The organism is Hominiventricola aquisgranensis (assembly GCF_040096225.1).
Taxonomy (GTDB): Bacteria; Bacillota; Clostridia; order Lachnospirales; family Lachnospiraceae; genus Hominiventricola; species Hominiventricola aquisgranensis.
The window spans coordinates 86,847-107,715 of record NZ_JBBMFC010000008.1; the positions used below are offsets into that span (position 1 = coordinate 86,847).

19 protein-coding genes are annotated in these 20,869 nt (G+C 44.3%); 1 reads left to right on the forward strand and 18 read right to left on the reverse strand.

Features of this window, described 5'->3' with window-relative positions; all coding sequences use genetic code 11:
- Positions 1-29 precede the first annotated feature (29 nt).
- The 17 genes from WMO62_RS06180 to WMO62_RS06260 form a co-directional block, all read right to left on the reverse strand.
- The gene (locus WMO62_RS06180; protein WP_349144148.1) at positions 30-977 is read right to left on the reverse strand and encodes an L-lactate dehydrogenase; all 948 of its coding nucleotides are present in this window, start codon (positions 975-977) and stop codon (positions 30-32) included.
- A 141-nt stretch (positions 978-1,118) separates the two neighbouring features.
- Positions 1,119-1,793, reverse strand: coding sequence for a uracil-DNA glycosylase (ung, locus tag WMO62_RS06185; protein WP_147602143.1), 675 nt, complete (start codon positions 1,791-1,793; stop codon positions 1,119-1,121).
- 30 nt (positions 1,794-1,823) lie between these two features.
- Positions 1,824-2,585: an imidazole glycerol phosphate synthase subunit HisF gene (gene hisF, locus WMO62_RS06190; RefSeq protein WP_147602142.1), complete on the reverse strand. Its 762-nt coding sequence runs from the start codon at positions 2,583-2,585 to the stop codon at positions 1,824-1,826.
- A 14-nt stretch (positions 2,586-2,599) separates the two neighbouring features.
- A complete protein-coding gene (gene hisH / locus WMO62_RS06195; RefSeq protein WP_118440447.1) occupies positions 2,600-3,205 on the reverse strand; it encodes an imidazole glycerol phosphate synthase subunit HisH in 606 nt (201 codons plus the stop codon).
- 21 nt (positions 3,206-3,226) lie between these two features.
- Positions 3,227-3,697 (reverse strand): hypothetical protein, encoded by a 471-nt coding sequence (locus tag WMO62_RS06200; RefSeq protein WP_349144149.1) that lies wholly within the window; start codon positions 3,695-3,697, stop codon positions 3,227-3,229.
- Between the two features lie 125 nt (positions 3,698-3,822).
- A complete protein-coding gene (locus WMO62_RS06205) occupies positions 3,823-4,503 on the reverse strand; it encodes a Spy0128 family protein (RefSeq protein ID WP_349144150.1) in 681 nt (226 codons plus the stop codon).
- A gap of 19 nt (positions 4,504-4,522) precedes the next feature.
- Positions 4,523-5,263 (reverse strand): class B sortase, encoded by a 741-nt coding sequence (gene srtB, locus WMO62_RS06210; protein WP_349144151.1) that lies wholly within the window; start codon positions 5,261-5,263, stop codon positions 4,523-4,525.
- A gap of 3 nt (positions 5,264-5,266) precedes the next feature.
- Positions 5,267-6,304 (reverse strand): DUF7601 domain-containing protein, encoded by a 1,038-nt coding sequence (locus tag WMO62_RS06215; RefSeq protein WP_349144152.1) that lies wholly within the window; start codon positions 6,302-6,304, stop codon positions 5,267-5,269.
- Positions 6,305-6,355: 51 nt separating this feature from the next.
- Complete coding sequence (gene lepB, locus WMO62_RS06220; protein WP_349144153.1) at positions 6,356-6,862, reverse strand: signal peptidase I; 507 nt, start codon at positions 6,860-6,862, stop codon at positions 6,356-6,358.
- Positions 6,863-6,885: 23 nt separating this feature from the next.
- On the reverse strand, positions 6,886-9,795 hold the full coding sequence (locus WMO62_RS06225) for an InlB B-repeat-containing protein (protein ID WP_349144154.1): 2,910 nt from the start codon (positions 9,793-9,795) through the stop codon (positions 6,886-6,888).
- A gap of 295 nt (positions 9,796-10,090) precedes the next feature.
- Positions 10,091-11,143, reverse strand: coding sequence for a hypothetical protein (locus WMO62_RS06230; RefSeq protein WP_349144155.1), 1,053 nt, complete (start codon positions 11,141-11,143; stop codon positions 10,091-10,093).
- Positions 11,144-11,734: 591 nt separating this feature from the next.
- The gene (locus tag WMO62_RS06235; RefSeq protein WP_349144156.1) at positions 11,735-12,199 is read right to left on the reverse strand and encodes a tyrosine-type recombinase/integrase; all 465 of its coding nucleotides are present in this window, start codon (positions 12,197-12,199) and stop codon (positions 11,735-11,737) included.
- A gap of 42 nt (positions 12,200-12,241) precedes the next feature.
- Positions 12,242-13,870, reverse strand: a complete 1,629-nt coding sequence (locus WMO62_RS06240; RefSeq protein WP_349144157.1) for a ribulokinase — start codon at positions 13,868-13,870, stop codon at positions 12,242-12,244.
- Between the two features lie 196 nt (positions 13,871-14,066).
- Positions 14,067-15,101 (reverse strand): sugar ABC transporter substrate-binding protein, encoded by a 1,035-nt coding sequence (locus tag WMO62_RS06245; RefSeq protein ID WP_349144158.1) that lies wholly within the window; start codon positions 15,099-15,101, stop codon positions 14,067-14,069.
- Between the two features lie 94 nt (positions 15,102-15,195).
- Positions 15,196-16,161: an ABC transporter permease gene (locus WMO62_RS06250; protein WP_349144159.1), complete on the reverse strand. Its 966-nt coding sequence runs from the start codon at positions 16,159-16,161 to the stop codon at positions 15,196-15,198.
- Positions 16,162-16,176: 15 nt separating this feature from the next.
- A complete protein-coding gene (locus WMO62_RS06255; protein ID WP_349144160.1) occupies positions 16,177-17,673 on the reverse strand; it encodes a sugar ABC transporter ATP-binding protein in 1,497 nt (498 codons plus the stop codon).
- 291 nt (positions 17,674-17,964) lie between these two features.
- The gene (locus WMO62_RS06260; RefSeq protein ID WP_349144161.1) at positions 17,965-19,089 is read right to left on the reverse strand and encodes an ROK family transcriptional regulator; all 1,125 of its coding nucleotides are present in this window, start codon (positions 19,087-19,089) and stop codon (positions 17,965-17,967) included.
- Between the two features lie 199 nt (positions 19,090-19,288).
- Between WMO62_RS06260 and WMO62_RS06265 the strand changes: the two genes are divergently transcribed.
- Positions 19,289-20,323, forward strand: a complete 1,035-nt coding sequence (locus WMO62_RS06265) for an NAD(P)-dependent alcohol dehydrogenase (protein WP_349144162.1) — start codon at positions 19,289-19,291, stop codon at positions 20,321-20,323.
- Here the strand turns inward: WMO62_RS06265 and WMO62_RS06270 are convergent.
- Entirely contained in the window at positions 20,320-20,868 is a 549-nt protein-coding gene (locus tag WMO62_RS06270) for an NUDIX hydrolase (protein WP_349144163.1), read from the reverse strand. The genes WMO62_RS06265 and WMO62_RS06270 overlap by 4 nt on opposite strands.
- Position 20,869: the final 1 nt, after the last annotated feature.

Consider the following 20,869-nt stretch of genomic DNA (forward strand, 5'->3'; position numbering starts at 1 on the left):
GATCCTTTCTTTGTCTCGTAAAAATAATTTTACAGGTTGATCTGTGCGATCACAGATTTCAGTGCTTCTGCACTGGCCTGAAGTTTCTTTGTCTCTTCTTTGTTCATTCTCATAGGAATCTTACCGCTGATACCCTTCGGTCCAACCAGCGTCAGTGTACTTAAACATACGTCTTCCACACCATACTCTCCATGCATCATGGAAGATACCGTCACAACGGTCTCTGAAGATGCCAGCAGGGTCTTGCAGAGCTGACATACGGATCTGGATACGGCATAGAAGGTAGCTCCCTTCTTCGCGATCACGATACCGCCGGATTTCCGTACATACTCGCTCATCTCGTCTTTATCGATAGGCTGTACGTCTTTACCCATATGCTGCGCCACATTTACGTACTCATCCACATGGATACCGGAAACATAGACACCTGTCCAGGGAATGAAAGAAGTATCGCCATGCTCACCAAATACATAAGCATGAATATTTTTCTGTGCCACCTGAAGCTTTTCAGATAATCCGCAGCGAAGTCTTGCTGTATCCAGGATCGTACCAGAACCGATGATCTGACGCTCAGGCAGACCGGAGATCTTCGTAAATACATAAGTCATGATATCCACCGGATTACTTACGATCACATATAATGCATTGGGTGCTTCTTTAACAATCTGAGGGGTAATGCTCTTTAAGATATTAACATTCGTCTGTGCCAGATCAATACGGGTCTGTCCTGGCTTTCTTGCGATTCCGGAAGTAATGATCACAATGTCAGAATCCTTGGCATCCGGATAATCACCGGCGATGATCGAGATAGGCTCACGGAAACAGGTTCCCTGTTCAATATCCATAACCTCGCCCTCTGCTTTGTCCTTGTTGATGTCGATCATAACGATCTGGGATGCCAGTTCTTCCTGGGACAGAGAATATGCAATCGTAGATCCTACACTTCCTGCTCCAATGATGGTAATCTTTCTGCTCATAGGTACTCCTTTCAAGTAAGACATTTTTGTTATTTTTTTAACAAATTACTTTAAAAAAATTGCCCGAGTGACCGGGCAACTCATTGTTAATAAAATAACATAACGTTAAAAAAATATCAATACTAAATCCATTCCTTTTTGTTATTGATTCTCAATTTGCCAGTCAATAGGCTCCATACCATGTTCTTTCAGGAATTCATTCGCCTTACTGAAATGCTTGCATCCAAAGAAACCGCGGTACGCAGACAGTGGACTGGGATGGGGTGCTTCCAGAATCAGATGCTTCGGATTGTTCAACATGGATCTCTTCATCTGTGCCGGTCTTCCCCAGAGCATAAATACCATAGGTCTGTCCTGCTCATTGAGCACACGGATAGCCGCATCGGTGAATTCTTCCCAGCCGATGCCTCTGTGGGAATTGGCCTGATGAGCACGGACAGTCAATACCGTGTTCAGAAGCATAACGCCTTCTCTTGCCCATTTTTCCAGATAACCATTATTAGGAATATAGCAGCCGCAGTCATCGTGCAGCTCCTTATAAATATTGACAAGCGATGGCGGAATCTCCACATCCGGCTTCACAGAAAAGCAAAGTCCATGAGCCTGTCCATTATTATGATAAGGATCCTGGCCTAAGATCACCACTTTCACCTGGGACAGCGGCGTAAAATCAAAGGCATTGAATATATCATCGGCAGGCGGAAAGATCTCATGAGTGCTGTACTCTTCCTTCACTGTCTTATATAATCTCGCATAATAAGGCTTTTTAAATTCCGGGCTTAAAGGCTCCAGCCAGTCATTGGATATTGCTCCCATGTCAGTTCCTCTTTTCTCTTGTGATTCTTTCTATAAACGTACCGAGATTCCGTTGTCGCGGAGATATTCTTTCACCTGACGGATTTCCAGTTCCTTGTAATGGAACAAGGATGCTGCCAGAGCTGCATCTGCTTTTCCATCAGTCAGTGCTTCTCTAAAATGTTCCAGTGTTCCAGCTCCACCGGAGGCAATGACCGGAACTGACACATTCTCTGCAATGGTTCTGGTCAGTTCTATATCATATCCTGCCTTGGTTCCATCACAGTCCATACTGGTCAGAAGGATCTCTCCTGCTCCAAGCTCACAGACCTTCATGGCCCATTCCACTGCATCCATCCCCATATCTACCCGGCCGCCATTTTTGTAAATATTCCAGCCACTGCCGTCTGCACGACGTTTGGCATCAATAGCTACAACTACACACTGGCTTCCAAACTTATCTGCTGCCTCGCTGATCAGTTCCGGCCGCATGATGGCTGCAGAGTTGACCGAGATCTTGTCCGCACCTTCTCTTAACAGCACTTTAAAGTCCTCGACTGTGCGGATACCACCGCCTACAGTAAACGGAATAAATACTGTCTCTGCCACCCGGCGCACCATATCAACAACGGTATTTCTTGCATCAGAGGAAGCGGTAATATCCAGAAATACTACTTCATCGGCGCCTGCCTTGTCGTAAGCTGCCGCTACCGCCACCGGGTCTCCTGCATCTCTTAAATTAACAAAATTAACACCCTTTACCACACGTCCGTTATTGACATCCAGACAGGGAATGATTCTCTTTGTAAACATCTGGCCACTCCTCCTTACAGTTCGGCAAAATTTTTCAGCATCTGAAGTCCCGCCCGGGAACTCTTCTCAGGATGGAACTGGCAGGCAAATACATTGCCCTTCTCCACAGACGCATGGATCGTAACTCCATACTGCGTCGTTGCTTTTACGATGCTCTCCTCTTCAGCTTTCAGATAATAGGAGTGTACAAAATAAACATACGGATGCTCTTCCAGACCTTTGAATAATCTGCCCTGATTCTGAAACGTCAGGGAATTCCATCCCATATGCGGGATCTTTAAGCCTTCTGTCTCCGGGATCTTCAGAATCTCGCCTTTGAGGATTCCCAGGCCTTCCACCCCCGGACTTTCCTCGCTTCGTTCAAATAAAAGCTGCAGCCCCAGACAGATTCCAAGAAATGGTTTCTCAAGTTCTGTCAGCTCATGGATCACATCTACCAGTCCGTATTCCTGAAGATGGTTCATAGCGTCTCCAAACGATCCCACTCCCGGCAGGATCACTTTGTCTGCCCGAAGAAGGGTATCTCTGTCTCTTGTGATGCAGACATCCTGTCCTAAATACTTCATGGCCTTTTCCACACTGCGGATATTGCCTGCATCGTAGTCGATAATTCCAATCATAAGCTGCCTCCTCTTGTGTGTCTAATTAGCGGTAAATAATTTTACCGGATCTTCCTTCACAGATGTTCCTCTGTCAGCGATCTCCTCTGAAAGCTGTGGAAATTTTCCGCTGACTCTGATATATCTTGATTTTTTATTAAAATAAGCCGTCTTCTCAAAGGGAAAACGCACAAGCTGTGGATGTGCGAATCCAACGCCCAGCTCCAGTACACAGAGCTTCTGGTTCAAGGTGAATGACAGCCAGTGAAGATATTTCTCCCAGCTTTCATGTCCCTCTGGATCCACAAGCGGCGCCGTGATCTGTTCCGGTGCAAGCCCTGCTGCTTCCAGTCTTTCTCTGTCCTTCAGTGTCACAATAAAATAGTCCTTATGTTCCAGCAGTCCTTTTAGCTCCTGGTAAAATGCCGCCATATCTCCGGTCAGTTCTTCACCAAGCCCCACAAGCACCAGACTTGCATTCTGAACTTCCTGTCTGATCTCCTCTAATGTCAATGTGTTGTCTCCTTGCTCTAAACTATCTTTTGAACGGTATTATACCATAGCGTAAAGCCTTTATTCAATTATCAAAATCAAAACAGCTTCTCATGCTGCTTAATGGCATGAAAAGCTGTCCTTATTTAACAATAATATTTTTTCATTTTTCCAACTATTATCATACTTCCACTCAAAGTAAGCAGGATCAGTGCACCCCACAGAAGCGGTTGCTGAGCATCTCCGGTACGCGGTGCCCCAATTGCAGCCGGTGGCTGCTGGATTACCGTTGTATATGTCACAGTTTCTTCTGTTCTATGATGATGACTGCTTCCACCTCCGTTGTTTCTCGGTGCATCGTAATGGTTCTGGAACTGAACCGCATCATTTTTCATCGTGGTTCCTTCCTTGACTGCCCACAGCTCTGCTGTAAGGCCGCCTTCCGCATCATTCTGCACCCGGACGGTCACTGTATAGACCGTCTTATCATAGGTGAACCGGTCAGTGCTTCCGCTTTTCTGATAAATCTTATACTGATAGTCTCCTGGTACTGTATAATGGATCTGTCCAAAGGAAACCGTTCCACTATTCAGCACCTTCTGTGTCATGTTCTCCGCTACAGGTGCATCTTTGGTGATGGCTTCCATAACCACTTCATAGACTTCCCCTGACGGAATCCTGTCTCCGCTCACCTGCACCGTTGCCGGTATGGTCACATCACATGCATATTCCTTCGCATGTACAGATCCCGGCAGCAAAAGGAATGCAAGCAGGCAAGGAAACCATGCCAGGCACCGAAGCTTCCGCATCATTTGCATCCTCATCATATCTACCTCCTTCTTGTGTTCAACTTATTTTCTCCAACCGTCCGAACACGATCACACGGCCATTGGTCCTTGCATCTGCACAGGTGGACAGGCCGATCACCTGCGCCGGTCTATCTGTTGTCGTATTCTTATAAACAACTGCATGTTCTTCAATATAAGAAAGCAGTTTATTCAGATCTGTATCCGCTCCGCATCCATAGATCATGCTGTCATATGCATCGGTCTCCACACAGGCAAACATCTGGATCTGATAGGTTGCATCCGCAAGATACAACCAGCCTTCCATATGCTTTTCAAAATACGATATATCCGTATATTCCACCACATCTCCGAACATTCCTCCATGATCCATATGGTGTCCATAAATCAGGCTGTATCCATCGGAAAAATCAGAACTGTTACGACAGGACAGGAATAAGGATCCCGACAGAGAGAACTCACCAAACACATCTTTATTGATGTATTCCATATCATCATTCCCCTGGAGCACCGGATAATCAATATGCGTATCCGGGATCGTCAGCCATCCCCGGGTATCTGGATTGATTAAAGCCAGTTCCTGCAGCGAAAGATGTTCTCCCTCCGTCTCCGAAGTGGGTTTATATTTCAGAAGCTCTTCTCCCACAGCCGCATTTCCATAGATTCTGGCGGTATCCCACAGGGAATAACCGCCATAGAGAAACATGACCAGAATCAGAAAACCTGCCAGAATACTTAACAATCTGTCTCCCAGCCTTACCAGTCTGAGTGTGATCTGCAATAGTTATTCTTCCGGACGCTGTTTTTTGCGGAGGAATAATGCGCCAAGAGAACCAGCCATGCCAAGCATCAGCGCATATGGTACAACAGTAGTTACCAAACCCGTCGGAGAAGCCGCATCTTTATGGTTGGTTACTGTAATCGTTGTTCCATCTGCAGTCAGCGTTCCAATATTGCTCTTATTGGTTGTTGTATATCCAAGACTGCTGTAATCGTCCTCAATGATACTGTACTGGTCAGACTCACTGAGCCCCAGAACCTGAATGGAACCGCCATGTTTGATGGAATAGCTGGTTGCCTGTGCGCCGCTCACTACATGATATTCAACTGCGGCTGCATCAGCTGTCTCTTTTACCAGCACCTGATACCATTCACCTTCTCCGCCATCCACAGACACTGCAAACTGAAATTCCTGGCTTGCTTTATTTCCCATAGTTCCGGTAACCTCTTTGATCACAGTGATATCATGGGTACTGTCATTATCCTCTCTGGCTCCATAATCGTTGGTAAATGCAAGATCAGCTTTGTCTCTATTTTTCACTGAGACTGCATTTCCCACATAGAGTCCGTTATTGGAATTGTACACATATAGATATACATCATAGGTGCTGTTATCATAGTCCATCCCTTCATAATCACCAGATGCCTCTGTTACCAGATAATGGTATACTCCCGGAGAGGTAAATACACTGCCATCAACTGCCAGACTTCCATGCGCTGTATAAGAAGCCAAAGGAGTTGTTCCCGACGGTGTAAATACGGCATTCTCATCTGCTGCCAGTCCGCCTGTCACACCGGCGCTGACCACATTGCCCTCAAAGGTTCCTTCTCCGCCATTTGCCACTCGGAAGCTAAAGGATGTATCCGGTGCGTAAGTATGTCCATCCGTAGCCACTGTCTTCTGAACAGGCACTGCTTCTATAGCATGATTGCCATCACCAACGATCGGCGCTGCACATACACTCATACCTGCCATGGATACCATCATTGCTCCCGTCATCACAGAAGCCGCCACTTTTCTGGAAATATTTCCTCTTTTCATTCTCAATGATCCTCTCTTTCCTGTTACTGATGCCGGTGCACTCGATTCTCCCTAGATCCCTGATCTTCGAATTGCCGTGATCACCGTTCCCTTTAATTCCTTCTTCGTTACCGGTCCGAAATACCGGCTGTCTTTTGCGCCTTCCCGATAATCACACAGGATAAACACTTCCTCATCAGTAAGTGTGACAGGATACTTGATTCCCTCCTCATATGGTTCTGTCGAATAATAGATCTCATTTTCCACAATGGCATTTCCGTTGATCTGAAGCAATGTATCTTCCCGGATTTCTACCGTATCCCCACCTCTGGCAACCACTCTTCCCACATGGGTCTTGCCTTCTTTTTCAAACACCACTACTTCTCTGTCTCCAGGCGTGCGATCCAGACGGTAATACAACAATAGATCTCCGGCTGCCAGCTTCGGCATCATGGACTGATCCTTCATGGGCATAACTCCGAATACAACACCAAAGATCACCCACAGGGTCACAGCCATGATCGCCGCTTTTACAAGAAATGCATGTATTTCTGCAATCAGCCTTTTTCTTTCCTCCACTTGCTATGCCTCTATCTCTCCCTTTATCTGTCTTTTTTCCGCTCTGTCAATTCCAGAACGACTGTCATTCCTGCCAGCACCAACATCCATACAAATGGCATCGTCTCTGTCGCAAGACCGGTAGGCGGCTTAATTTCGATCTCCCACTGAGCATAGAGCTTGTTCGTCTCCTCGTTCAACGTATCGACCCGGATCTTATCACCTTTCTGATAGAGCGTTCCATTTCCTGCCTGATCGATTGTCCAGCCGATGAACCGATATCCTGTCCTCTCCGGATCATTTTCCTCAATCGCATACAGGGCGTTAGGTGTCTCGATTGGAACTGCGATCGGATCTGGTGCGCCTTCATAATTATAAACATAAGTCAATGAAGTCTCCCGGATCAATGCCCACTGTGCGTACAATGTCACATCATCGGCAGGCATTGTAAACGAATCTGATGGGTAATAAGAGCGTCCACTTCCATCAGCTCTGGTATTCCAGTAAAGGAAACCATAATGCTCCTGCGAAGCCTGCCAGCCTTTCGGGCACTCCCACAGAGAAGCTTTTGCTCCATCTGCATATAATCTGGAATCAGTCACTGGATCGCCGACACCTGCTCCCGGATCATAAGTCAGTTTAAACCGGCTGTTGCTGATCCATCTGGCTTTCAGAGTCGTATCTGCTGTGATCCCGGTTCCAAAATGGAAGGGAGAATCTGCTCTGGTCCATCCGGCAAAGGTATAGCCTTCCCGCACCGGATCTGCTGGTCGTGTAACAATCTCTCCTTTTTTCACCTGCTGATCATCATAAGCATCTGGGTCAGCCTGTGCAGCAAGATCCGCTCCATTCAGGTCAAAACTTACCTCATAGACCGGCTCTGTCCATTTGGCATACAATGGAAAATCTCCAGCCGGCATGGTTTTTCCTTCAAAGGAATAGGCGGTTCCTTCCAGTAATTCATTGTCATACCATCCCTGGAACACATAATCTTCCTTGCCTGTTGGCGGCTGTGGCGTAAAATCAGCTCCACTGATGTCTGCCTGATACTTGAAGGTCTTGCTGGTCAGCTCATTTTCCCCATCATAGAAATGGATCGCATAGGAATTTCTGGAGTAATAAAAATTCCAGCCGTAGATATTTTCTCTCCAGTCAAATGTTGTCACTCCAGACCCGATCCGGGGACTGGATGGATCACCACTCATTCTTACTGTAAATCCTTTGATGGGATAATAGTCATTATCGGTAGTTGTCCAGTCTCTGTTACGTGACCGAAAGGAATCTGTGTGATCCAGTACATAGTTACCATCCAGCCCCTCCAGATAAAAACGTGTCTCTATGGTATAATTTCCGTTCTGATCCACATAATAGAATACATTGGGATTAGCTGCATCACCGGGTATCGGCATGGTCGCAATACCGCTCTGATACTTGTCTCCATTTCTTGATATTCTCCAGTTACTTGGATACGTATTGTCAAGATCTTTTCTACGGCTTGGCCACTGACCACTGATATTTGCACCATATTTCGCTGTGATGGTCAGTTCTTCAATTGCCCTTCCATTCCGCATGAATTTCACTGTGTAGATATTCCGGTCATAATACACATGCACTACCGTAGAACCATCCCCGGCAATCGTCTGCTGAACGACCAGTTTTCTCGTACTTGCACTGAAACCCTTATAGCTTTTTGATGCGGATGCTTCTGTCAACTCTCCCGTCAATCCCTGTCTGACTTCTGACTCTTTCAGAGAGTATCCGTCATCGTCTGCATTTTCCTGCCAGTACAGTACCGTGTAGTTGACCAGAACTGCATCCCATTTTGCATAGAGAGTTACATTGGCAGACAACTCTCCTCCAAAAGGAAATGCTTTCGTGCATGCTTCATCTTCATACCAGCCCGCAAATGCATATCCTGCACGAACTGGATCTTCCGGCTTTGTGGTGGTCTCTCCTGTTCTCACAAATACAGGCTCTGTCACACTGCCGCCATCAGACTTAAATGTGATCCAGTGTGCCTTTGCCACTACCGGATAAAGCGTCAGGTCATCGCCTTCGATGGCCAAATCCTTTGTTCCAGCAAAAGTATCCGGATCTTCCTTCAAGTCTGTGGACCAGCCGATCAGGGCGGCTTCTGTGTCACTGGTGACAAACGGAACATCCGCTACCACAACCTTCTCTCCATCCTCATGGTAAGTCTGCGTGAAGATCACTTTCTCATGTTTCTCATCCATGTAATATACATAGAATACGGTCTCGTATCTTGCATAAAGAACAGTTTCTATACTCTCTGTCAGTTCTCCTTCTTCACCAAATGCATCGAACACTTCTCCCTCCGTCACGTCCGTATACCATCCGACAAATCTGGCATGTTCCTTTTCCGGTGTCTCCGGCTCATTCAGAGTCTCACCAACAGACAGGATCTGCTGATCAAGTTCTGTCGTTCCGTCCTCATCATAAAAAGTGTAGGTGTGGACGACTGCATCGCCTGGCCGCACGATCCGCATCGGAGAGCTGGCCTGAGTGTCTGTCTGCTCATCAGTTTTCGCATCTGTCTTCACCTCTTCGTACGAAGAAGCCTGTGCTGCCTCATTCAGAACTGCTTCCTCTGACTCTTCAGCTCCTTCAGAAGCTTCCACTACGTCAGGTCCTGCTGCTTGCCCAGAATCAGCAGTCTCCCTGGTTGCTTCCAATTCTTCTGCGATTTCTGGCTCTTCCACCACATCTGCGATTTCTGGCTCTTCTACCACATCTGCGATTTCCGGCTCTTCTACCACCTCCGATGCCTCGTCCTCTTTCTGCTCTTCTTCGGCTGAATCCTGTTCCTCCAAAACTTCTGTCTCAGCTTCTGTACTTTCCTGCGCCAGCACCTGGAACCTGCTGTCACACAATCCCGAGAGTATCAGCGCCAGCACCATTGCCAGTGCCAGCAATCTCTTCAAGTTCCTCCTCATTCCGCATTCTCCTATCTATTCTCCATGTTCTATTCTCCTTCTCTTCTGTAAGTTTCTTAAGCATAGCACATGAAAAATGCAGAGTTTGTCAGATTATGTTCCCTTGGAATATTTTTCCGGGAATCTATTGCAACGCAAAACTAATATAGATACAACAAATAGTAATCTATGAAAATCTCATGAAAATCCATACCCTGGCGCTCTAACACAAAAAGAGCCAGTCCTTCATGACTGACTCTCTATTAACTCGGTATTTTTTACTTTTCCTGCTGATTCTTCACAACAGAATCATTATCTACTCTGACTTCCAAAAAGTTTTTATATATTTAATAGCCTCGTCTTCTGGAATATGAAAACGCATGATAATCTGCGACTGTGCATCCGCCTCCGTCGTTCCCATGTCCTGGCATAGCTCGATCATGTTGCGGATGCCTGTTTTCATTCCAGTCTGTAATCCCTCCTGCTGTCCTTCAAGTCGTCCCTCAAGTCGTCCTTCACGCTGTCCCTCAAGTCGTCCCTCAAGTCGTCCTTGTTCAATTCCTTTTTTGATTCCCTTTAGTTCCACATAATCACTTAAATTCATACTTCCGTCCACTCCTTTCTCCAGAGAATCATTCATCCTCATTCCCAGTTGTTCCAAAGTCTGTAATTTTTCCTGCTTGGACATCTGGTTACTGAACAATGTCTGCAACATCTTCATCGTACCATCTTCAGGTACTGCATCATCATTTAACCGGATGATCACTACGTTAATCAGATCATAGAGATCCTTGTTTCTTTTTACTGAACCAATTATATCATTTTTTGAAATATCATACAAGGTCACTGTGTCAGATTCGCAGGCTGGAACATTGCCTACACAGAGCCAGATGCTGTACACTTTTTGCAGGCAGCCGTAGTTTGTTTCCCTGTTGATTTGTTTCAACTGAGAACTCAACCTTCTGGCGCCATAATAGATTCCCCTCATTTCCAACGGATACCCAGGATAATAATCTGCCTGAGCTTCCAGATTGATATAGAGTCCAATCTTTTCCTGCTCATTTCCCGGATAATAAGCCTGAAAAACGATATCATAATAAACGGTTCCTTCCTTCTGCGAAGAATCCTTCTCCGAAAGTCCTTTGATCACCGACGAATCTCTGTTCACTCCGACTTTTGACACCAGAATTGTCTCCGGTTCAATATATTTCGTCTCAATTTCCTCTAGCTGCAGATGCTCATATTCACTCACAAAGCGCTTCAAAATCCATGCAAGCACCTGCTTATCAGATAATACCTTAAGCATTGCCTGATCATATTTTGCCTTACCCTCTTCTGTACTTAATACAGAAGCACTTAAATTATTCAAATGCATTTCTCCCCTTCTTGTATTGTCACATTGGAATTTTTATCGAATGATCAGATCATGATATGAATATATCTTACATAGAATTTTTGAAAATGTCACTGGTGTTTACAATTTGTTCATAATTTTTGTGAAACATTGCCAAAACACCAATTAATCCAGTCTTTCACAACTGCCCTCCATTAACTCCGTGTTTTTTTATCATTGGACAATTCATGTGAGGTGCAAGAACTGGCCAGCCATCTCATTACAGATTACAAAAAATCCCCTGCCAGCATCGCTGCCGACAAGGGACTTCATAATTTCAATATTCTGCTTATTTAGCAGCTGCCATCTGTTTTGCTACTTCTTGAACCTGAGTTTATTTAGCTCAACCCTCAAAAGTAGCTTATTTATTGGTTATCTTCTTATTTTTCTCAAGTAGTTTTGCTTCATTCCATTTTTATTTTACGAAGCTTTTTTTCACACATCTTTTTTACTGATTTTCTACTATTGATACTCGTCTTGTCTTTATTTTCGTAAAGGTTTCAGTGATTTTCGTAAGATTTATTTTACGAAGGCTTACGAAATCTTCTCTTCGCAAGCAATTGCCCATCAGGAACTCATTGCTACTTTGAATTTCTCCAATTCATTTCCCATCATCTCTTCTGATACATGGGTGTATATATCTATTGTTGTGGAGTAATGAGCATGTCCCATAAGCTGCTGAACAACCTTTGGGGTAATTCCTTTTTCAAAGCATCGACTACAGAACGTATGTCTCAATGCATGAGAATGAACTTTTTCAAACTCTATCGGATTTCTGTTTTCAAACACAGCATTGACAGATTCTTCATAATTGATTGCATCCACCACTTTATTGATTTCCTTCTCAGCAACATATCTGCTGATTGGTGATCCCATAGTGGTACAGAAAACTACATCCTCAAGTTCTCCAGTAGAGCGGTAACGATCTTTTAAATCTTTTTTTAATTTTTTCTGTTTCTCCCGCTGAACTTTCAACGCTTCTTCAACATCTCCGATAAATGGAATCCTTCGATATGAATTCTGTGTTTTCAAAGTCGTAAGATACTGTTTCTTTTCCCTTGGTCTTCTTCCTTCCTATGCTCTCCACCGGGAGAAGAACGCTGCCATTTCCTTATATTTCTTATACAGGCGACTGTATGTCTCCTGGTTTTCTTTTACCGGATAATATCTGGGTTCCTCCACCCGTGTCATGGCTCGAACCGCCTCCGCAATAGTACCGTATCCGCCCTTTTCTTTTCCTGCTGCCACCGCCGCATAAATGGCTGATCCCAGAGCTGCCGTCTGCATATTTTCAGCCACCCGCAGCTTCAAACCAAGTACATCTGCATAAATCTGCATAAAGAAAGGATTTTTCTTAGAAATTCCTCCACTGGTAATCACTTCCTGCACTTTGGTTCCGGACTCCTCCATACTTTCCACAATTCTGCGAGTTCCAAAGGCCGTGGCCTCAATGAGCGCCCGGTAAAGTTCTTCCGGTTTCGTCTGTAAGGTTATTCCGTAAAATCCCCCCATCAAACTTCCATCCACGTAAGGAGTCTTATTTCCTCCCAGCCATTCCAAAGCCATCACCGGACTTTCACAAGGGTTTAATTCTGCTGCCTTCTGAGAAAGATAGGTATGAATATTTTTCCCTTCTTTCTCTGCCTGGCGATAATAAGATTCCGGCACACAATTAGTTACAAACCACTCAAGAGAATCTCCCACTGCAGCAATTCCAGACTCCAGTGCATAATAACCGGGAATAATGGCATTTTTCACCGTTCCCACGATTCCCTTTCCATAATATGACTTATCGCTAAGGGCCAACGCCACGCTGGAAGTACCTACCACCAGCATCATCTGTCCTTTTTCCAATACACCGCTTCCCGGTACTCCCGCATGGGAGTCAATAATGGCAGGTGCCACTGCAATACCGGAGCAAAGACCCAAACGCAAAGCCCAATCTTCTGTCAGATATCCAACAGCCTGGTCTACCGGACAAATCTCTCCCTTCAGCTTCTCCTCTACGAAATTTTGCAGTCTGGAATCAAAAGCTTCATAAAATCCCTTTTCCGGATATCCTCGTCCTTCCTCCCACCAGGCTTTATAGCCAGCAGTGGAAGCACTGCGTTTACCAGAGCCGGTCAAAGTTCTGGTGAGCCAGTCCCCGGCCTCCAGCAACTGATCCGCCTCCGCGTATAGCTGGGGATCCTCGTCCAGAATTTGCATGGCTTTAGGCAACAGCAGTTCTGAGGATACCTTCTCATCAATCTTATACTTTTCCCGATACTGTCCCCGGGAAAGGATCTCATTGATTTTATCTGCCTCATACTGGGCCGCGTGGTGTTTCCAGAGTTTTACATAAGCATGGGGACGACTCTCGTACCCCGGTTTCATACAGAAAGGAGTTCCCTCCTTATCTATTGGCAGCATGGTGCAGGAGGTAAAATCAATGCCGATGCCAATCACACATTCCCCGCAGATACCCGTTTGCTCCAGTACACTCTTTATTGTGATCTCCATGGCATCCAGATAGTCCTGCGGATGCTGAAGTGCCCAATTCCTGGAAAGTTTAGTCTTTCCATCCGGCAGCGTCTGATCCATCACCTGATGTTTATATGGCTGTACCGTATCTGCCAGAATTTCCCCGGTACCACATACAACCAGTGCCGCCCGGCAGGAAAGTGTACCGTAATCCAACCCAATAACATACTTTTCTCCCATAAAAACCTCACTTTATCGTCCGTTCTCGTTACAGTTACTACACCATATTATCTACCTATTTTAAATGTTTTTCAAATGCTTTCATTTTAGTTAGTTTCTTATTCAGACAAAAAGAGACCGCCCAGGGTCCCTGCAGAAAATTTCTTGCACAAACCTTCTGCAGCGCCACTTGGGCGGTTCTTCTTCCTGATCTGGTTTATTTTACTGCATCATACTCTTCCTGAGTGATGATACCGATCTCAATATATTTTTCAATATACATATCAACATTTTCCTCAGTGATCAGGATTGTCTCGATAGTCTCCTCTACCACATCCTTCTCACCGGTAAGCAGCTGATATGCGGCATCCAGATTTTTCTGAGCCAATTCCTGAGTATCCTGCATAACAGTAGCAGTCTGCTGTCCAGCCTTAATACGCAGAAGAGCATCGGGATTTGCATCAACAGCATAATACTGAGTATCTGCAAAGGTAGGATCATCTTTTACTACCTCATAACAGGCTTTAGCCAGGTCATCACCGATGGTCAGCACTGCATCTATCTTACCATAAGCCTGAACCCAGTCTTCCATGGTCTGCATGAAAGTGGCCTGATCACTCTGAGCACAGATCTTCTCTGCTACCACTTCCACATCAGGTCTCTGCTCCACAAAGATATCCTTGTAAGCCTGAAGTCTGCTCTCTGTATGCAGATTTCCAGGGTTACAGGACATGATGGCCACCTTAGCATTCTGAGGAACCTTCTCAACAGCCAACTCAGCAATAACTTTACCCTGCTCATAGGGATCGGCATCAATCCAGGAAGCGCCTTCAATATCACGGATTCCTGCGTTTGTGGTCAGCATCTTTACACCAGCCTCTACACCCTGCTTTACATAAGGTGTCTGGGAATCGCTATCATTGGGCTGTACAATAATTGCATCATAACCCGCAGTAATAGCCTGCTCAATAATCTGATTCTCTTTATCACTGTCCGCCTGAGCATCCTGAATATCAAAAGAAAACTTATCTTTATAGGTGCTCTCCCAGTATTTCTGAAAGTCAGAAGAAAGGCGAGCTGCGAAAGTATCTGCCTGGTTACGGCTTACATACAATACCTTATATTCTGCATCACCGGAAGCTCCTCCATCTTCCTTGGCTGTAGAATCATTCTTACTTCCACAGGCAGCCATAGACAACACCATACCTGCACACAACACCGCACTAATTGTCTTTTTCCATCCTTTTTTCATACTGTCCTCCTTAATAAATTAATTTGATATAATAATTAACACAGTTATTCAGGGCATTTCCCGGGGTTTGCCCCACGGCTGTGCCTACCGCTTTTTACTTTGATTTTCTGCCTCTGCGGTTCTTGAAATACAGATCCCAGATAACCGCTCCGCCGATGATAATACCTCGAACCACCTGCTGCAAATAAGAATCGATTCCCATCAGATTCATAATATTATTCAAAAATCCTACAATAAAGGCACCTACTACAGTTCCCACTGCAGATCCCACACCACCAGAAAAACTGGTTCCACCTACAATAGTGGCAATCATTGCATCAAACTCATAGTTAAGACCACCATTAGGCATGGCACTATTTACTCGGGACATCCAGATGGTAGCTGCTACACCGGTAAGGATACCATTCAGCGCATACACCTTCATCTTTATTGCTTTTACATTAATTCCAGAAGCATTAGCTGCTTCTTCATTGCCGCCCACAGCAAAAACAGAACGTCCCAGTTTTGTCTGCTTGGTAATATAAACTACAATCAATATGAAGACCACTACAATATAAACGCTGTTGGGAATACCAAAAGTACTCTCCTGACCCACTGCTGCCAGATCTTCTCCCAGGCCGGACTGATTCTGTCCCTGAGTAATATAAAGAGCCATACCTCTGGCCATCAGCTGAACAGACAGTGTGGCAATAAAAGGCGGTGTATTAAAGGCTGTTACCATAGCACCGCTGACCATATTACAGACAATAGCAACTCCGATGGCTACCAGAAATGTCACCAATACGCTGGGTACTGCCTTATAAGCGTAAAGTGCAATAACACTGGCCAAAGCCAGATTAGATCCAGCTGCCAAATCCAGACATCCAGCGGATATCAGAAGCATAGCTCCCAAAGCCAACAGAATATTAACTGTCTGTTGTTTTGCCACATTCATCAAGTTACTTGGTGTCAGAAAATTTTCATTTGCAAATCCGCAAATAATCATCATGACAATCAGAATAATAAATAAACTGTACTTTGACAGATATTTTGAAATATCCACCGACTTCTTTTTTTCCATTTAATACTCCCCTAGCTATGATACTGCAAAGCCCATAATCCGCTCCTGGGTAAACAGTTCCTGCTCATCCAGGCAACCGGAAATTTTGCCTTCTTTCATTATGTAGATTCTGTCACACATACCGATAAGTTCTGGCAATTCTGAGGAAATCATAACAATTCCTTTACCACTGGCTGCCAGTACATTCATCAGCTCATAAATTTCTTTTTTAGCCCCCACATCAATTCCTCTGGTGGGTTCATCCATAATTACCACCTGAGCATTCTCGCAAAGCATCCACTTAGCCAGAATTACTTTCTGCTGATTACCACCGGACAAATTAACAATGGGAGTTTCCAGAGACGGTGTCTTTACTCTTACTTTTCCAAACACTTCCGATACTTCTGTGATTTCCTGCTTTTTGTGTCCACGACCGCCACTGAAATATTTCTTCAAGTTAGCCAGTGATGCATTTTCCAAAACACTTCGAATAGGAATAATTCCATACCGCCTTCGATCTTCAGTAACCATGGTAATTCCACTGTCAATGACCTTACGGATATTTTTCCGGCACTCCAAAGGCTTCCCTTTCAGAGAAATTTTTCCGGAATCATAAGAATCCATTCCAAAAATAGCACTCATGACCTCGGTTCTTCCTGCCCCAACCAGTCCGGCAAAACCTACGATCTCACCGGCTTTTATAGAAAAATTAATATTCTCAAAAACTCCTGCCTTTGTGAGATTTTCCACTTTCAGAAGTTCCTCTCCTATGGAAATTTCTTCTTTCGGATATTGATTCTCCAGTTTTCTTCCTACCATCAACTCAATGATTTCATCTACATTTGTCTCATCTTTGTGGAGAGTCTTGATAGTCTTTCCATCTCGGAGTACGGTAATCTCATCAGCAATGCGGAAAATTTCATCCATCTTGTGGGAAATATAAATAATACTCATGCCTCGATCTCTAAGCTCATTGATTTTCCCAATCAAAAATTCCACATCCTGATTAGATATGGATGAGGTAGGTTCATCCATAATCAGAATTTCTGCATTGAATGAAATAGCTTTCAGGATTTCCAGCATCTGAATATTCGAAACAGTCATATCCCGCAGCAAAGTATCCGGCGCATAAGAAAGCCCCTCACTTTTCAGCAATTCCACAGTTTCCCGGCGAATGCGCTTCCAATCCATTTGTACGGGACTTTTTTTGCACCAGCGTCCCAAATACAAGTTTTCCTCCAGAGTCATATCCGGAACATAAGAAAGTTCCTGAAACACCATAGAAATTTTATTTTTCCGAGCGTCCATAGGAGAACTGATGCTTACTGGTTTTCCGTCGATGACGATCTCACCTTCATCTGGATGATACAGGCCGTACAAAATCTTCATCAGAGTAGATTTACCCGCTCCATTTTCGCCGCACAGAACGTGAACACTTCCTTTTTTCAACTGAAAGCTCACATCATCCAAAGCTTTAACACCCGGAAAAGATTTCGACACATGCCGTAACTCCATCTTAATGTTCTCTTCCATAACTCCTCCTTTCCTTTTGTAAAATATTTTTTTATTTTGATACTTTTTTCTTGTGCATATCTCATAATTTCTTTGGCTTATCCATAAAATTATTGTGTTTATTGCACTTAATAGATGCTTTTATTATAAAATATTTCTGCATATTGTCAATAGTTTTTGTAAAAATATTTTATAAATATTTTTTATATAATTAGTCATAAAAAAAGAGACACCATAAAACTGTTGGAGATAAAAACCTGCCTTTCAAGCATTCATCCCCAGCAGAATACAGCGATATCTCTTATGCCGTCCTCAGACGTTTTTTATAAATTGTTCAATATGATACAAAGCTCCGCCCATAGCAGCCGCCTCAAATTCACAGGTACAAGGTTTTATGTAAGAGCCATCTGTAGGAAAAGTGCTACGTTCTACCACCAACTGGCTCAGTCTAGGAATATACGGCTTAAGATAGGGCCCCATATACCCGCCCAGGACCACCGGGCAGTCCAAGCACATATTAATATCATTCAACAAAATGGCAAGATAATCCAGATATTCCTCCAAAAGCTTTCGATATTCCTCTTTTCCCCTATTCATTTCCCTAAAAAAAACCGCAAGATCATTATCCGTCTTCCGGGAAAGACACAAGGCAGAACAGTAAGCCTCTGCACACCCTCGTTTCCCACAGGAACACTCCGCCCCTCCGGGCACCAAAGTAATATGACCAAACTCTGCACTGCGGTTGCCCATTCCTTCAAAGGGCTTCCCGTTAACTAAAATAGCACCACCTACCGTATTACTTAAGAGCAGATAGGCAATGGTCTGATTTTCATAATCATTTTTCCAGAATTCCGCCACTCCGGCACAGCTGGCATCATTAAATAGCAAACACGGAAAATCAAAATATTCTTGAAGAATCTGACAGAAATTCGAAGGTACCGGCAAAGTCTCTGCACTGGTTATAGTTTTCTTGTCAAAAGCAATGATTCCTGGAATCGTAATTCCCATGCCCAATATCTGTTCTGGGCGTATTTTATTTTTATCAATTAAGTTCCGAACCTTCTCCGCCAGCTGTCCATAACAAAGCTCCGAATCTGCAATTTCAAATTTTTCACGTACATGATCCATCATGGAACCATTCAAATCAACCAATACTAACGAAATATGGTGAGGCGTAATATCCAATCCTACAGCTACTCGAAAATCTGCCACAATAGATACAGCCCTGGCCTTCCGTCCTATTCCAGAAGAGAAAGTTCCATTCTCTTCTATCAATCCCTCATCTTTCAAAGAATTCAGATTCTGGGTTGTTGTGGGCAAACTAAGCTTCAATTCCGCTGCAATCTCCTGCTTGGAAATTCTTTGTCGCGCAGCAATCAGACGGAATACCCGATTTCTGTTCACTTGCTTGATTGACTGCAAATTTATCTCTGTCATAAAAAGAATAAATCCTTTCTCTAATATTTTTTGCAAAATCATCATATAACACAATTACTTTTTTGGCAATAACCCCAGCAAATTTAATTATAAATCCCAAAAATAGTATTGACTTTTTGTCTGTTCTGCAATAATATACAAATATATTATATAAAACTATTTTATAAATTATATTTGTAAATCAAGAAAGGAGTAACCTATGAAAGCAGCTTATCTCACAGAAAAAATGAAAATTGTTGTGCGTGACGACCGAGAGATTCCTGTTCCATCCCAAGGACAGGTTCTGGTTAAAATGGAATACTGCGGTGTATGCGGTTCCGATGTTCATTTCTACAAGGAGGGAAAAGTAGGCGATACCCCTGCTCCAAAGGATTTTATTTTAGGCCACGAAGTGGCAGGTACCATTACTGCTCTGGGAGAAGGTGTTACAGGTCTACAGGTAGGTGACCGAGTGGCATTGGAGCCTGGCTATACCTGCGGGAAATGTGAATTCTGCAAGACTGGTCGTTATAATCTCTGTCCTGATGTGCAATTTTTTGCTGCACCTCCGGTACAGGGTGCTCTGCAAGAATATGTAGTTCATCCGGCAGACATGTGTTTTAAACTTCCTGAAAATGTCAGTACAGAAGAAGGTGCACTGGTAGAGCCATTGGCTGTTGGAATGCATGCTGCTTCCCAAGCCAATGTTACACTGGGCAATAGTGTCCTGATTTTGGGCAGTGGTTGTATAGGATTAGTAACTATGCTCTCTGCCAAAGCCAGAGGTGCCTCCAAACTGGTAGTTGTAGATCTGTTCCAGAAACGTCTAGATATGGCAAAGAAACTGGGAGCTACAGAGGTAATCAATGCCAAAGAAGAAAATGTAGTAGACCGAGTTCGGGAAATCTTTGGCCCATTGGGTGCCGATATCGTATTTGAAACAGCAGGCGCTATCCCAACCATCCAGCAGACTCCTTTTTATGTAAAGCCCGGCGGAACCATCTGCTTGGTAGGCATGGCTGCCGAGAGTATGGCGAATTATAACTTCAATCAGATCATGATGAAAGAAGTTACCATCAAATCCGTATTCCGCTATCGAAATCTGTATCCTTCCGCTATTGCAGCCATTTCCAGCGGAGCCATCGACGTAAAACAGATTGTAACCCACCGTTTTACCTTCGATGAATCTGACCAGGCTTTCCACAACGCTGTGGTAAATGCACAGGATGAAATCAAAGAGGTAATTCAGTTCTAATATTTGAAGGTCCGCGGAAGCATTTCCAACTCTTCCATTGAGATGCAGTTGGGGATGCTTCCTTTGCATACTGCTTCCCGACAATCATCCAAGCTCATCCAGCAAACCTCTTCCACTTCCTCCGGCTGAAGTTTCAGTTGCTCCGGTTCCACATCTCTCCATAGACAATATACATTGCTGATCTGATTATCTACAAACAGTTTCCCATAAAAATTATCTTTCCAATAAATTTTTCTCTGACCGCAATACACGAATTCTTTTTCCTCTGCTTTCAGTCCCAGTTCTTCCAGCAGCTCCCGTCGGGCAGAAGACAGCCAATCCACTCCTGCCGGAATATGACCTGCGCTGGAAATATCATAACACCCCGGATGAGAATCCTTTCCTGCACTGCGCTTCTGAAGCAGAATTTCTACTTTCCCCTGATGCTCCCTCATCAACCATACATGGGCAGTCCTATGCCTGATTCCCTTCTGATGGGCTTTCGTTCGCTCTACTGTCTCTCCTGTAGGATTCCCCTGATCATCTACTACATCCAACCATTCCATA

Excerpts from the sequence above, each read along its gene's own strand:
- WMO62_RS06180 (WP_349144148.1), bottom strand. The coding sequence starts at position 977 with ATGAGCAGAAAGATTACCATCATTGGAGCAGGAAGTGTAGGATCTACG.
- ung (WP_147602143.1), bottom strand. The coding sequence starts at position 1,793 with ATGGGAGCAATATCCAATGACTGGCTGGAGCCTTTAAGCCCGGAATTT.
- hisF (WP_147602142.1), bottom strand. The coding sequence starts at position 2,585 with ATGTTTACAAAGAGAATCATTCCCTGTCTGGATGTCAATAACGGACGT.
- hisH (WP_118440447.1), bottom strand. The coding sequence starts at position 3,205 with ATGATTGGAATTATCGACTACGATGCAGGCAATATCCGCAGTGTGGAA.
- WMO62_RS06205 (WP_349144150.1), bottom strand. The coding sequence starts at position 4,503 with ATGATGAGGATGCAAATGATGCGGAAGCTTCGGTGCCTGGCATGGTTT.
- WMO62_RS06215 (WP_349144152.1), bottom strand. The coding sequence starts at position 6,304 with ATGAAAAGAGGAAATATTTCCAGAAAAGTGGCGGCTTCTGTGATGACG.
- WMO62_RS06225 (WP_349144154.1), bottom strand. The coding sequence starts at position 9,795 with ATGAGGAGGAACTTGAAGAGATTGCTGGCACTGGCAATGGTGCTGGCG.
- WMO62_RS06240 (WP_349144157.1), bottom strand. The coding sequence starts at position 13,870 with ATGGGAGAAAAGTATGTTATTGGGTTGGATTACGGTACACTTTCCTGC.
- WMO62_RS06245 (WP_349144158.1), bottom strand. The coding sequence starts at position 15,101 with ATGAAAAAAGGATGGAAAAAGACAATTAGTGCGGTGTTGTGTGCAGGT.
- WMO62_RS06250 (WP_349144159.1), bottom strand. The coding sequence starts at position 16,161 with ATGGAAAAAAAGAAGTCGGTGGATATTTCAAAATATCTGTCAAAGTAC.
- WMO62_RS06255 (WP_349144160.1), bottom strand. The coding sequence starts at position 17,673 with ATGGAAGAGAACATTAAGATGGAGTTACGGCATGTGTCGAAATCTTTT.
- WMO62_RS06260 (WP_349144161.1), bottom strand. The coding sequence starts at position 19,089 with ATGACAGAGATAAATTTGCAGTCAATCAAGCAAGTGAACAGAAATCGG.
- WMO62_RS06265 (WP_349144162.1), top strand. The coding sequence starts at position 19,289 with ATGAAAGCAGCTTATCTCACAGAAAAAATGAAAATTGTTGTGCGTGAC.
- WMO62_RS06270 (WP_349144163.1), bottom strand. The coding sequence starts at position 20,868 with ATGGAATGGTTGGATGTAGTAGATGATCAGGGGAATCCTACAGGAGAG.